At 46.6% G+C, this 12802-nt stretch carries 15 protein-coding genes; 13 read left to right on the top strand and 2 right to left on the bottom strand.

Annotation, left to right across the window (positions count from 1 at the left end):
• Positions 1-323: 323 nt before the first annotated feature.
• The 9 genes from AADZ70_RS06015 (at position 324) to AADZ70_RS05975 (ending at position 7807) form a co-directional block, all read left to right on the top strand.
• Positions 324-500, top strand: a complete 177-nt coding sequence (locus AADZ70_RS06015; RefSeq protein ID WP_342007869.1) for a hypothetical protein — start codon at positions 324-326, stop codon at positions 498-500.
• A 28-nt stretch (positions 501-528) separates the two neighbouring features.
• Positions 529-1662, top strand: a complete 1134-nt coding sequence (locus AADZ70_RS06010; RefSeq protein ID WP_016936689.1) for a conserved virulence factor C family protein — start codon at positions 529-531, stop codon at positions 1660-1662.
• 258 nt (positions 1663-1920) lie between these two features.
• Entirely contained in the window at positions 1921-3597 is a 1677-nt protein-coding gene (ilvD, locus tag AADZ70_RS06005) for a dihydroxy-acid dehydratase (protein ID WP_016936688.1), read from the top strand.
• Positions 3598-3678: 81 nt separating this feature from the next.
• Positions 3679-4113, top strand: a complete 435-nt coding sequence (locus AADZ70_RS06000; protein ID WP_003153619.1) for a BrxA/BrxB family bacilliredoxin — start codon at positions 3679-3681, stop codon at positions 4111-4113.
• Between the two features lie 39 nt (positions 4114-4152).
• Positions 4153-4923 (top strand): class I SAM-dependent methyltransferase, encoded by a 771-nt coding sequence (locus tag AADZ70_RS05995; protein WP_342007868.1) that lies wholly within the window; start codon positions 4153-4155, stop codon positions 4921-4923.
• A gap of 263 nt (positions 4924-5186) precedes the next feature.
• The gene (locus AADZ70_RS05990; RefSeq protein WP_188154163.1) at positions 5187-5795 is read left to right on the top strand and encodes a YpjP family protein; all 609 of its coding nucleotides are present in this window, start codon (positions 5187-5189) and stop codon (positions 5793-5795) included.
• Positions 5796-5894: 99 nt separating this feature from the next.
• Positions 5895-6689 (top strand): thymidylate synthase, encoded by a 795-nt coding sequence (locus AADZ70_RS05985; protein WP_016936685.1) that lies wholly within the window; start codon positions 5895-5897, stop codon positions 6687-6689.
• Positions 6686-7171: a dihydrofolate reductase gene (locus AADZ70_RS05980; protein WP_095241690.1), complete on the top strand. Its 486-nt coding sequence runs from the start codon at positions 6686-6688 to the stop codon at positions 7169-7171. Before AADZ70_RS05985 ends, AADZ70_RS05980 begins: the two co-directional genes overlap by 4 nt.
• 15 nt (positions 7172-7186) lie before the next feature.
• The gene (locus AADZ70_RS05975; protein ID WP_188154162.1) at positions 7187-7807 is read left to right on the top strand and encodes a lysophospholipid acyltransferase family protein; all 621 of its coding nucleotides are present in this window, start codon (positions 7187-7189) and stop codon (positions 7805-7807) included.
• Positions 7808-7848: 41 nt separating this feature from the next.
• Here the strand turns inward: AADZ70_RS05975 and AADZ70_RS05970 are convergent, their stop codons facing one another.
• Positions 7849-8487 carry a hemolysin III family protein gene (locus tag AADZ70_RS05970; RefSeq protein ID WP_016936682.1) on the bottom strand — a complete coding sequence of 213 codons (639 nt, stop codon included), beginning with the start codon at positions 8485-8487 and terminating at the stop codon, positions 7849-7851.
• A 15-nt stretch (positions 8488-8502) separates the two neighbouring features.
• The gene (locus tag AADZ70_RS05965; RefSeq protein ID WP_016936681.1) at positions 8503-9489 is read right to left on the bottom strand and encodes a sigma 54-interacting transcriptional regulator; all 987 of its coding nucleotides are present in this window, start codon (positions 9487-9489) and stop codon (positions 8503-8505) included.
• A gap of 184 nt (positions 9490-9673) precedes the next feature.
• On the opposite strand from AADZ70_RS05965, the gene ilvA reads away from it, so the two are divergent.
• The 4 genes from ilvA (at position 9674) to AADZ70_RS05945 (ending at position 12799) form a co-directional block, all read left to right on the top strand.
• Complete coding sequence (gene ilvA / locus AADZ70_RS05960; RefSeq protein WP_016936680.1) at positions 9674-10942, top strand: threonine ammonia-lyase IlvA; 1269 nt, start codon at positions 9674-9676, stop codon at positions 10940-10942.
• Between the two features lie 92 nt (positions 10943-11034).
• The gene (locus AADZ70_RS05955; RefSeq protein WP_016936679.1) at positions 11035-11286 is read left to right on the top strand and encodes a DUF2535 family protein; all 252 of its coding nucleotides are present in this window, start codon (positions 11035-11037) and stop codon (positions 11284-11286) included.
• A 98-nt stretch (positions 11287-11384) separates the two neighbouring features.
• Positions 11385-11966, top strand: a complete 582-nt coding sequence (locus AADZ70_RS05950) for an SCO family protein (protein ID WP_029575231.1) — start codon at positions 11385-11387, stop codon at positions 11964-11966.
• A 77-nt stretch (positions 11967-12043) separates the two neighbouring features.
• Entirely contained in the window at positions 12044-12799 is a 756-nt protein-coding gene (locus AADZ70_RS05945) for an SGNH/GDSL hydrolase family protein (protein ID WP_016936677.1), read from the top strand.
• The last annotated feature ends 3 nt before the right edge of the window (positions 12800-12802 follow it).

Below are 12802 nucleotides of genomic sequence, written 5' to 3'. Positions count from 1 at the left end.
GTGAGGTGTGTATGTATTTGGAGGGGTGAGAGTGTTTGGTGGTGAATAGTTAGTTTTGTTTTTATAGTGATTGGTTTTTAGGAATGTAGAGTGGTGAAAGTGAGATTATAGGAAGGGGGGTTGGATTTTGTTTTTGAGATAAGGTTGGAGGAAGAGAGGGGGATGGGAGTTGGGTGTGTTAATTTGTTTGAAGGTAGAGGATGTATGTTATAGAGGGGATTATGAGAGATGTAGAATGGATTTGGGGGTGTGGTGATAGTGGGGATGGGGGATATGTTAAGAGGTTTTTAAAGAGGGATGGTTTGTTTTGGGGGGATGGTGGTATGGAGGATGCGATCGGCGCTGCGGGTATCGGCTTAATGAATACAAAAACAGGGGCCGGATTGGCAGGGGAGCGGCATCAATTTCTATTGCAGTTTGCCGCCTGCATTCAAAAAGAGGCTGCATGGCAAAAAGCTAAGCGGGGCAATAGAACGCTTGTGCAGGCTGTGTTAGAATAAGTGTCAGATTGTGCATAGGAGGACCAATATGAAGATTAAATCAATAGAACCGACGCCGAGTCCGAACACGATGAAAGTGATCTTGACTGAAGAGCTTCCGGCAGGCAAAAGCAACAATTACAAGCCGGATCAGGCAGAAGATGCTCCGGCCGTCGTACGTGATATTTTAAAGATTGAGGGAGTAAAAGGCGTTTATCATGTTGCTGATTTTTTGGCTGTGGAGAGAAACGCCCGTTTTGACTGGAAGGAAATTCTGCCGCAAGTCCGATCAGCCTTCGGAATGGAACAAACGGAGCAGTCTGAGAGCCGTTCTGAACAGGAATCATTCGGAGAGGTGAAGGTTTTCGTCCAAATGTTCAGCGGAATCCCGATGCAGGTCAAATTGACAGACGGCGAACGTGAAGAACGGTTCGGCCTTCCGGAACGTTTTCAAGAAGCCATATTAAAGCTGCGTTCAGAAGCCTCAAATGTCGTATTTGAGCGCTCCTGGAAAGAACAAGGCGTCCGCTTCGGAGATTTTACCGAAATCGGACACGATGTCACAGAAGAGCTTCAGGCTGCTTACAGTGATGAGCGGCTCAAACGCTTGACCGAAGCGGCCGCACAGCAAAAAGGTGAGGCCAAGCCGGCAGTGCAGCGGAAAGCTTATAAAGTGACACCGGATATGCTCGATGATGAAGACTGGAAACAGCGCTATGCCCATCTTGAGCAAATGGACCCGGATGAAGACGATTTACCTGTATTGGAAAAAGCGCTTCATGATCCGAAGACCTCGATCAGAAGACAAGCCGTCGTCTATTTAGGAATGATCGAAAAGCCGTCTGTGCTTCCGCTGCTATACAAAGCGCTTGAAGACAAAACGGTGACGGTCAGAAGGACGGCGGGTGACTGCCTGTCAGATATCGGCGATGCGAGCGCCATCCCGGCAATGATAAAATCGCTCAGTGACTCAAGCAAGCTCGTGCGCTGGCGCGCGGCCATGTTTTTATATGAAGTCGGCGATGAAACAGCGCTGGAAGCATTAAAAGCGGCGGAAGACGATCCGGAATTCGAAGTCAGCCTGCAGGTCAAAATGGCGATTGAACGGATTGAGCACGGAGAAGAGGCGAAAGGTTCAGTCTGGAAACAAATGACTGAAAGCAGAAAAAAAGAACAGCAGTAATAAAAAGGTGCGCCATGCACCTTTTTTATTTGAATTCACTTTTTATAAAAATTATTTAGAATATTGTTGAAAAATGATTCAAAACTCTATATAGTAAGTACAATATTAATTGTTGGAGGGTTTTTATCGATATACAAAAAGAATACGAAAGCGGACAGGGCGGAAACGCTGTAACTGGAGATATATACAGAATACGCCCTTAAATAAACTGAAAATTTTAAAAATAACGCACAGTCTAAAAACAGTAGGGGGATCACCATGGCAGAATTACGCAGCAACATGATCACACAGGGAATTGACAGAGCGCCGCACCGCAGCCTGCTTCGCGCTGCCGGCGTAAAAGAAGAAGACTTCGGCAAGCCGTTTATCGCGGTCTGCAATTCATACATCGATATCGTTCCCGGACATGTTCATCTGCAGGAATTTGGAAAAATCGTAAAAGAAGCAATCAGGGAAGCGGGCGGAGTGCCTTTTGAATTTAACACCATCGGAGTAGATGACGGAATCGCAATGGGGCATATCGGCATGAGATATTCGCTGCCGAGCCGTGAAATCATTGCCGATTCAGTTGAAACGGTCGTCTCGGCGCACTGGTTTGACGGAATGGTCTGCATTCCGAACTGTGACAAAATTACGCCGGGAATGCTGATGGCGGCTATGCGGATTAATATCCCGACCATTTTCGTAAGCGGAGGGCCGATGGCAGCCGGCCGCACAAGCGACGGCCGCAAGATCTCGCTTTCTTCAGTATTTGAAGGCGTCGGCGCCTATCAAGCCGGGAAAATCGGTGAAGGCGAACTGCAGGAGCTGGAACAGTTCGGCTGTCCGACGTGCGGATCTTGTTCAGGCATGTTTACGGCAAACTCGATGAACTGTCTGTCTGAAGCGCTCGGTCTGGCGCTTCCGGGCAACGGAACAATTCTTGCGGCTTCTCCGGAAAGAAGAGAGTTTGTGAGAAAATCAGCGGCTCAATTGATGGAAACCATCAAAAAGGACATTAAGCCGCGCGATATCGTCACCGAAAAAGCGATTGACAACGCGTTTGCGTTAGACATGGCTCTCGGCGGCTCAACCAACACAGTGCTTCATACGCTTGCGCTTGCCAATGAAGCGGGAGTCGAGTACTCATTAGAACGCATTAACGAAGTGGCAGAACGAGTACCTCACTTATCGAAATTGGCGCCGGCCTCAGACGTCTTCATTGAAGACCTGCACGAAGCGGGCGGAGTCTCTGCGGCCCTTAATGAATTGGCGAAAAAAGAAGGCGCGCTTCATCTTGACGCGCTGACTGTGACAGGCCGGACACTCGGAGAAACAATAGCAGGTCATGAAGTAAAGGATTATGACGTGATTCATCCGCTTGACAATCCATTTACCGAAAAAGGCGGTTTGGCCGTGCTGTTTGGGAATCTGGCTCCGGATGGCGCCATTATCAAAACAGGCGGCGTACAAGACGGGATTACAAGACACGAAGGCCCCGCTGTCGTCTTTGATTCCCAGGATGCCGCGCTTGAAGGGATTATAAACCGCAAAGTAAAAGAAGGAGACGTTGTCATTATCCGTTATGAAGGTCCAAAAGGAGGCCCTGGCATGCCGGAGATGCTCGCTCCGACTTCTCAGATTGTCGGAATGGGACTCGGCCCCAAAGTGGCGCTTATTACAGACGGACGTTTTTCAGGGGCGTCCCGCGGCCTTTCAATCGGCCACGTATCCCCTGAAGCGGCTGAGGGCGGCCCGCTCGCATTCGTCGAAAACGGAGACCATGTTATCGTTGACATAGAAAAACGGATTTTGGATGTGCAAGTGCCTGAAGAAGAATGGGAAAAACGTAAGGCGAATTGGAAAGGCTTTGAGCCGAAAGTCAAAACAGGATATCTTGCCCGGTATTCCAAACTCGTGACAAGCGCCAATACGGGCGGAATCATGAAAATTTAAATCAGCGGCCTGAACAATTGAATTCCGGCTCCCTCTATAGTATCCTTGACATCATATAAGGATTTTAGAGGGGGCTTTTTTATGTCAATGGCTTATGAAGAATATATGCGCCAGCTGGTCGTGCCGATGCGCCGCGAGCTGACGGGCGCGGGTTTTCAGGAATTAACGACGGCGGAAGAAGTGGAAAGCTTTATGGAACAAGCTGAGGGCACGACATTGGTCGTTGTCAACTCCGTGTGCGGCTGTGCCGCGGGTCTTGCCCGTCCGGCTGCGACTCAGGCTGTTTTACAGCATGAAAAAGCGCCTGATCATACGGTTACCGTATTTGCCGGTCAAGATAAAGATGCGACTGCAAAAATGCGTGAATATTTTACGGGGCAGGAACCTTCCTCGCCATCAATGGCGCTGTTAAAAGGGAAAGAGGTCGTTCACTTTATTCCCCGCCACGAAATCGAAGGGCATGACATGGAGGAAATTATGAAAAATCTGACAGATGCCTTCGATGCACACTGCTGAAATGCCCGAATTCCGGGCATTTTCTTTTTGGAGAAATAAATGATCACAACCAGTTACAGACCTAGCGAATATACGATACACACAGCACAGTCACTCAGTGACAGGCTGGGTGACACTTATTGCAGCCGCAATAAACAGCCCATTGAAAAAATGCTGGAACGAGCGGCAAACGATCTTTTGGTCATTGGAAAGGAACGGTTCGAACTTTACACGAAGCAAGGGGAAAAGTTCTTTTTTCACCCGAATACAGCGATGTTCCGGGCAAAGCGGTTATTGAGAGGGGAAGCCGAGCCGATGTTAAAAGCAGCTGGTTTACGCGAAGGGGACTCCTTTTTAGATTGCACGCTCGGCCTGGCATCCGATGCGATTTTGGCAAGCATGGCTGTCGGAAAAAGCGGACAAGTAATCGGCCTGGAGAAAAATGAGCTTGTCTCATTGCTTGTTAAAACAGGCCTTCAAACGTGGGAAACCGGTATTGAACCTCTGCAAGCCGCCATGAAACGCATTCAAGTCAAGCATGCCGACTGCGCCGATTATTTGCGGGAGCTTCCTGATTCATCGGTAGATGTCATCTATTTTGACCCGATGTTTCACGAACCTGTTGAAACGTCAGACGGCATTGCGCCGCTCCGTGCGCTGGCAGAAGAAGGTTTTAACGAAGAGTGCATCACGCAAGCCGTTCGGGCGGCGAAAAAATGCGTAGTGCTTAAAGACCATTGGAAAAGCCCGCGGTTTGAACGATACGGCTTCAAGGTGCTGAAAAGAAAAACGGCGCTTTTCCACTTCGGTGTCATTCATGTAAGCTCATGATATCATGAGCTTTTCTTTCGTTAATCAGTGATTTCCATGACGACAAAATAAAGCAGCGTGAGAAGTGATACAGTCGCAAATAAAGCGTTAATCATCTCATCCCCTCCTTTTTCTCTTTCTTATTGTAAGCGGTTTAGCCGCTCGGTCACAGTTACCAATTTCCCATATTGTATGATCAGGCGCTTCCGGACATGACGCCGCGCTTTGATCTATGCTAGAATATAGGGACAAGAGGACAATAAAACAGAGGGGAACTATCTATCATGAAATTGTGGATGAAAAAGACCCTTGTGGTTCTGTTTACCATTGTAACGTTCGGGCTCGTGTCTCCTCCGGCTGCTCTGATGACAGACAAGCCTTCAGGACAGTCGAGCAGTCTTGAGCAGAATGATTACACCGCTTTTTATGATGAACACTCCCTGCCGGGGGAAGAGAAGGCAGGGCGGGAGCCTGAATTACCGTTTCAATCGTATCAGCAGCAGCTTCTCGGTGATGCTGAAAATCAAGCATTTTTAAAATTCGGCAGCAAAATCTCTCCGGTCATTGAAGATGATTACAGAAGTGAAATTCTGCCGAAAATCGAAGATGTGATCACAGGACATTTAGCCAAGTTTCGAGATGATGAAGCGTATCAGGATGTGGTCATTTCCAGCAAGCCGTCGGCCGGAAAAACCGAAAAAATTTTTCATGTGTATAACAGGCTGACGGGTGAAGATCTTTTAAGATTCCACGTCCGCCGGGATCATCCTCCGCAAGACGGCTACTGGTTTAATTTTCATTACCATACCGCTGAAGACGGATTCCAATCACACCATGAGCTCGGCAGCATTTATTGGGACCGGAATACGCCGCCTGACTGGATGAGCGTGTAATAACGTGAAGAAATAAAAAAATCATTTCTGAGAAATTTTGCAGAAATGATTTTTTATTGTGTTACACTACTAAAAGACTACGTTAAAAGGATGAAAAAGATGAAACAATATAAAGATTTGTGCCGTCATGTGTTAGAAAACGGAGAAAAAAAAGGAGACCGTACGGGAACGGGCACGATCAGCACGTTCGGCTACCAAATGCGGTTTAACCTTCAGGAAGGTTTCCCGATGCTTACGACGAAAAAGCTCCATTTTAAATCAATCGCGCACGAGCTGCTTTGGTTTTTAAAAGGAGACACGAATGTCCGCTATCTTCAGGAAAACGGAGTACGCATCTGGAACGAATGGGCCGATGAAAACGGAGAGCTTGGACCGGTTTACGGCTCTCAATGGCGCTCATGGCGCGGAGCGGACGGCGAGACGATTGATCAAATCTCCCGGCTGGTTCATGACATCAAGACCAATCCGAATTCCCGGCGTTTAATCGTCAGTGCGTGGAATGTCGGCGAAATTGATCATATGGCGCTTCCTCCTTGCCACTGCCTGTTTCAGTTTTATGTCGCTGACGGAAAACTGTCGTGCCAGCTTTACCAGCGGTCGGCGGATGTCTTTCTCGGCGTGCCGTTTAATATCGCGTCTTATGCGCTTTTAACAATGATGATCGCGCATGTGACGGGTCTTGAACCGGGTGAGTTTGTTCACACGTTCGGAGACGTCCACATTTATCAAAACCATGTGGAACAGGTGAATTTGCAGCTGACAAGAGATGTCCGCCCGCTGCCGAAACTGCGGTTTGCGCGCAACGTTGATTCTATTTTTGATTTTACGTTTGAAGACTTTATCATTGAGGATTATGACCCGCATCCGCATATAAAAGGAGCTGTCAGCGTATGATTTCGTTTATTTTTGCGATGGATGAAAACCGGCTGATCGGAAAAGATAACGATCTGCCTTGGCACCTTCCGGACGATCTCGCATATTTCAAAAAAGTGACGACGGGACATACCATTGTGATGGGGCGGAAAACGTTTGAATCAATCGGACGTCCGCTTCCGAATCGGCGTAACATCGTTGTAACTTCACGGGACGAATCCTTATTTCAAGGCTGTACGGTCGCTTCCTCGGCTGAGGAAGTGCTCAAATTGATCCCGGGGAATGAAGAATGCTTTGTAATCGGCGGCGCCCAGCTGTACAGTGCGCTCTTTCCATATGCGGACAGACTCTACATGACTAAAATTCATCATGTCTTTGAAGGTGACCGTTTTTTTCCGGAGTTTAATGAAACTGAATGGGAATTGACATCTCGCAGACAGGGAGTAAAAGATGAAAAAAACCCTTACGATTATGAGTACCTTGTATACGAGAAAAAGAAATAAGCAGGGGGACAAGAATTGATTCGGTACGGCTGCCTTGTGATGTACGTTGTATTTATGTTCATGAAAAATATTCAGGAATATATCAATCTAAAAGAGCTTGACCCGCGGCTTTCTTTTCAAAAACAGATGAAACGGGTGTACGAACAGCCCAAAGCGTTTATGAGAGGCTGCATTGACTTGTCGGGATCGGTAATCAGCATTCATCATGATCGGCCGATACCGGACGGACCTGTATTGTATGTGCATCCCAGATTAGGTGTGGGTGATCTTGTGCTGCTTGCGGGACATCTTGAAGATCCGGCTGGTTTTATCGCCGGCAAGAAAGCTTTTCGGATGCCGTTTCTGGGGAATTGGCTGAGACTGATGGGTGTCATTTGTGACGGAGAAAGCCGGGACGTGCGTCAGGAGGCGGAAGTCAGCCTGCAAAAAGGACAAAGCCTGATTCTTTCTGAAGACGGCAAAATCAATCCGGAGGAACTGGCCCTGCGTTTTGATCTTCCGATTGTTCCGGTCAGCACAACGGGAACAGACCGGCTGCTTCGGGGCAGATTCTTGAAACGGCTGAAACCGGCTGACATTGAATTGCATGTCAAGCCCGCTTATTATCCGGCCGTTCAAAAACGGCTCCGTGCATAAAAAAAGCACAGTCTCTTTACGAGAGGCTGTGCTTTTTTATTTCAGATAAAGGGAACTTTGACACAATAAAATAAAATACAGAAAAACATTGAGGCGCTGCCGCCTAAAACAAAGCTGTGCCAAATGGCGTGATGAAACGGGATCTTTCTCCAAATATAAAAAACGGTGCCGGCGGAATATAATAAGCCGCCGAGAAGAAGAAGGCCGAATCCCGGGCCTGACAGCGAAGCGTACAGCGGTTTAATGGCGACGATAATCAGCCAGCCCATCATTAAATAGACAAGCGTTGAAAAAATGATAAACCGCTTCACGAAAAAGATTTTAAACACGATGCCTCCGAGGGCAAGCGACCAAACGATAATTAAAAGAGTCAGGCCGAGTGCGCCTTTAAGCGGCCCTAATAAAAATGGCGTATATGTCCCCGCTATCAAGACGTAAATCGCGGAGTGATCCACAATCTCAAGAATGTCTTTCGTTTTTTTATGCTGAATGCTGTGCAGGAGAGTCGAGCTGAGATACAGAAGCAGCATTGAGGCGCCGAAAATCGAGAAGCTGGCGATGTCTGTCGGCGATCCGTATTTTACCGCGAAGATAATGAGAAAAATCAGCGCCGGAATCGACAGCAATACACCGATTCCGTGTGTGATGGCATTTGCGATTTCTTCTTTAATCGTGAACAATCAAATGTCCTCCTTTTAAAGGATTTGTTTTTGCAGTGACTGCAAAAAGCCTAACCCTTCTATTGTGATTTTTGTTCCTGCGCGTCCCCGGCCTTTTGTGACATAGTTCATCTTTTCTAAGTAATCAAGCCTGTTTCTGACCTGCTGAGGCGTCAATGTCATTGTGCCGTTCTCACTTAATTCGGATATGCTCCGTCTGCTGGCGGGTTCGCCTTTGGCATTTAAGCCTTTGATTGATTCCAAAATAAACAAAAATTCTTCTTTCTCCATCAATGTCAGGCGCTTTTCTTTTTTCTTGGCGGTTTTCGCTTTCTGGCTGTTTTTGATATACGGCGGGACATCCTCGGGATAAATCGTACCGCCGGAGGCTGCCGCAGCCATATAATGCGCCGCGTTTTGAAGCTCTCTGATGTTGCCGTTAAAGGTGTGCCGCTCAAACAGCGGATAAACGGACGGATCGAGATGCAATTGCTGCCCAGAGGCTGCCAGCATATGCTGAAGAAGGAGCGGTATGTCGCCTTTTCGTTCAGATAGAGCAGGGAGCTGAAGGCATAACACGTGAAGCCTGTAAAATAAATCTTTGCTGAACGTGTTTTCCGTATCGGCAAGATCAGCCGTGCTGCTTGCAATGATGCGGGCGGAAAGCCCGGCATCAAGCTCCGAAAGAAGGCTGGCCTGTACCGACAGCGGCATGTCTCCGATTTCATATAAGAATAATGTTCCGCGGCGGGCCCTATTTAATGCACCTTCAGCACAGAACAGTTCATGATTGAGCCGCTCTTCGCTTTGGCTGCAGTGAACGGTAATAAATAGTTCGCTGTTTCTGCGGGATTTATGGTGGATCGCTGCGGCCATTTGTTTTTTTCCGGTTCCGACTTCACCCGTGATGAAGACCGGCAGATCCGATAAGGCGAATTTGGCGGCCAATCGTTTCGTTTCTAAAAAGGATTTATGTTCGCCGGCTAGCTGATGAAAGGGATCAGATTGTTCAATTACAGTCATGAATTGGCTCCTTTTGGTTCTAATTGGTTTAAGTATAACATGTTTTCACCTTTGAAAATATCTTTTTCTTATGAATCGGTTTATTTAATTTTATTTACGAAATTCAAATAATTATCTTATTATTTGAATATTCATGTTATAATGGCATATTAAATAGGGATTTAAATAAGAAAGGACTCTGTAAATGAAACCGTTACTTAAAGAAGACTCTCTCATCCAGGTAAAAGACATTTTAAAAGCGCACCAAAACGTAAAGGACGTTGTGATACATACGCCTTTGCAGAGGAATGACAGACTTTCTGAGAGATATGACTGCAATATCTATTTGAAAAGAGAAGACCTTCAGGTGGTCAGATCATTTAAGCTCAGAGGGGCTTATAATAAAATGAGACAGCTCTCAAAAGAGCAGACTGAAAACGGAATTGTCTGCGCCAGTGCGGGAAACCACGCGCAGGGGGTTGCGTTCTCATGCAAACATCTCGGCATTCACGGCAAGATTTTTATGCCGTCAACCACACCGAGACAAAAGGTATCTCAAGTGGAGCTGTTCGGAAAAGAATTTGTTGAAATCATATTGACGGGTGACACTTTCGATGATGCATATAAGAGTTCTGCGGAATGCTGTGAAAAGGAAAACCGCACGTTTATTCATCCGTTTGACGATCCGGACGTCATGGCGGGGCAGGGAACGGCTGCCATTGAAATTTTAAATGACATTGACGTTGAGCCGCATTTCCTCTTTGCGAGTGTAGGGGGAGGAGGACTCCTTTCCGGTCTCGGCACGTACATGAAAAACATTTCGCCGGAAACAAAAATCATAGCGGTGGAGCCGAAGGGCGCAGCTACATATTTTGAATCGAAAAAAGCCGGACAAGTCATTGAACTTGAGAAAATCGATAAATTTGTTGACGGGGCGGCTGTAAAAAAAATCGGCGCGGAAACTTTTCAGACGCTTGAAACCGTAGTTGATGACATTCTTCTTGTCCCGGAAGGAAAAGTGTGCAGCACAATTCTCGAATTATACAATCAATGCGCCATCGTAGCTGAGCCGGCGGGAGCATTGTCCGTGTCGGCACTTGATCTGTACAAGGAAGAGATTAAAGGAAAAAACGTCATCTGTGTGGTCAGCGGAGGGAATAACGACATCGGCAGAATGCAGGAGATGAAGGAACGCTCCATGATTTATGAGGGGCTGCAGCACTATTTTATCGTTAATTTCCCGCAAAGGGCGGGAGCGCTTCGCGAATACCTTGATGAAGTGCTCGGGCCTGATGATGACATCACCCGATTTGAATATACGAAAAAAAATAATAAAAGCAGCGGACCTGCATTGGTCGGTATTGAGCTGAAACATCGGGAAGATTACGGCGCGCTCATTGCCCGGATGGACCAAAAAGGATTTCATTACGTAGAAGTGAATAAAGATCAGGACCTGTTCCACCTGTTAATCTGACTTTTTTTAGAACGGCCGCGCAAAATGACAGACACGCTTTCTCAGATTGTATATAATAAAAAGAAAACAATCGAAAAAGAAGGATTGATATCTTGTTACTCAAAAGCCTAGAGTTCAAACGACAGGACGGGATTCAGGTGAAAGTGACAGAAATACCGGTTGTCACGAAAGGTGAACATTATTTTTTTCAAATTCATCGGCACCTTGAGCTTTATTTGAGAGAAGTTTTTGCTTCACGAAGTGTGAGAACAGTGTATTCATTCCGACAATATGTTAAGCGCCGTATGAAGTGGAAAGATTACGAGGCCGTTTTCAACCAAGAGATATTAAAACATAACGCATGACGGCGCGCATTCCTTAGCGCCCTCCTTTTGATAAGGGAGGGTGCGGGGATTTTTTTATGATGAATGCTGTAAGCGTTTTATCCATGGGGGGAATGGAAATGAAAAAAATGAAAAGCTTCGCTGCCGTCATCTGTTTGCTGCTCTTGTGCGCCTGCGGGGGGAAGACGATAAAAGACCCGCTGAACTATCAGATTGAGCCGTTTTCATATCAGAACCAAGACGGAAAAACAGTGTCACTGAAAAGCCTGAAGGGGCATGTCTGGATTGCGGATTTTATGTTTACAAATTGTAATTCCGTCTGTCCGCCGATGACAGCCCATATGACTGAACTGCAAAAAAGACTGAAGGCTGAGAACCCGGATGTGCGGATTGTGTCGTTCAGTGTAGATCCTGAAAATGATACGCCTAAACAGCTGAAAGCATTTGCTTCCAAATATCCGCTCTCACTTCGCAACTGGGATTTTCTGACCGGTTACAGCCAAAAGGACATTGAAGATTTTGCGCTGAACAGCTTTAAAGCAATCGTCAACAAGCCGAAGGGGGAAGATCAGGTCATACATAAAACTTCTTTTTATTTAGTCGGACCTGACGGCAAGGTGCTTAAAGATTATGACGGCGTGCAGAAAGTTCCGTATGATGACATCCTCTCAGATGTCAAAGCGGCTGAGAAGCTCAAGTAAACTGGCAGATTAGACATTTTCAAATCTGAAAAAACATGTTACACTTTCCACTAGTAGACGGGGAAGGAGCAACCAGATTGAAGCTGCGAATGTTCTCATTGATCGCCGGACTGGCCTTGCTTTTATCAGCTTGTTCTGTCCAGCGCACCGGTTCTGATGCTGAAGAACCGAAAACGAAAGATCATATTGTCATAGCTGCGGTCGGAGATTCATTGACTGAAGGAGTAGGAGATTCTGACGGTTCAGGATACGTCGGCAAGGTGGCGGATTCCCTTAAGAAAAAGGGACATGTGAAAACGGTAGATATTAAAAATTATGCGGTGCAGGGCGACAAGACGTCTGACCTGCTTAAAAAGCTTGATGATAAAAAAGTGCAGAAATCATTGAAGGGCGCCGATTATATCTTTTTTACCATCGGCGGTAATGATTTAATGAAGGTGCTCCGCCAGAACGTTATGCAGCTGACGGTTCAGCCGTTCCAAAAGGAAGAGAAACCTTTTGAAAAACGGTTCAAGGCGATCATTTCAAAAATACGCAAATACAATCAAAACGCTGAGCTGGTGTATGTCAGCATGTACAATCCGTTCACATTTACGCTGCCTGAGTTAAAAGAGATTAACGGGGTTGTGACTGATTGGAACCAGATCGCCGCAAAAGAGCTGAAAAAAGATCCTCACGCCGCCGCGGTGAATGTTGAAGACTTGTTCAGTCAAAAAAGCGGCAGCAGCCGCATTTCAAAGGATGATGATTTTCATCCGAATGCAAAAGGGTATGCACTCATCGCCGATCGATTGTACGGCACTATTGAAAAACAAGGGTTACCAGCAGAATAGGGT

The sequence above is a fragment of the Bacillus sp. YBsi01 genome (assembly GCF_038406745.1).
In the GTDB taxonomy this organism is placed as follows: domain Bacteria; phylum Bacillota; class Bacilli; order Bacillales; family Bacillaceae; genus Bacillus; species Bacillus siamensis.
Note: the sequence above shows the minus strand (reverse complement) of the source record. Positions and strands in the feature narration are given on the sequence as shown.

Bases quoted from the DNA above. Each gene is read 5' to 3' on its own strand.
- AADZ70_RS06015 (WP_342007869.1), top strand. From the start codon at position 324: ATGGAGGATGCGATCGGCGCTGCGGGTATCGGCTTAATGAATACAAAA.
- AADZ70_RS06010 (WP_016936689.1), top strand. From the start codon at position 529: ATGAAGATTAAATCAATAGAACCGACGCCGAGTCCGAACACGATGAAA.
- ilvD (WP_016936688.1), top strand. From the start codon at position 1,921: ATGGCAGAATTACGCAGCAACATGATCACACAGGGAATTGACAGAGCG.
- AADZ70_RS06000 (WP_003153619.1), top strand. From the start codon at position 3,679: ATGTCAATGGCTTATGAAGAATATATGCGCCAGCTGGTCGTGCCGATG.
- AADZ70_RS05995 (WP_342007868.1), top strand. From the start codon at position 4,153: ATGATCACAACCAGTTACAGACCTAGCGAATATACGATACACACAGCA.
- AADZ70_RS05990 (WP_188154163.1), top strand. From the start codon at position 5,187: ATGAAATTGTGGATGAAAAAGACCCTTGTGGTTCTGTTTACCATTGTA.
- AADZ70_RS05985 (WP_016936685.1), top strand. From the start codon at position 5,895: ATGAAACAATATAAAGATTTGTGCCGTCATGTGTTAGAAAACGGAGAA.
- AADZ70_RS05980 (WP_095241690.1), top strand. From the start codon at position 6,686: ATGATTTCGTTTATTTTTGCGATGGATGAAAACCGGCTGATCGGAAAA.
- AADZ70_RS05965 (WP_016936681.1), bottom strand. From the start codon at position 9,489: ATGACTGTAATTGAACAATCTGATCCCTTTCATCAGCTAGCCGGCGAA.
- ilvA (WP_016936680.1), top strand. From the start codon at position 9,674: ATGAAACCGTTACTTAAAGAAGACTCTCTCATCCAGGTAAAAGACATT.
- AADZ70_RS05950 (WP_029575231.1), top strand. From the start codon at position 11,385: ATGAAAAAAATGAAAAGCTTCGCTGCCGTCATCTGTTTGCTGCTCTTG.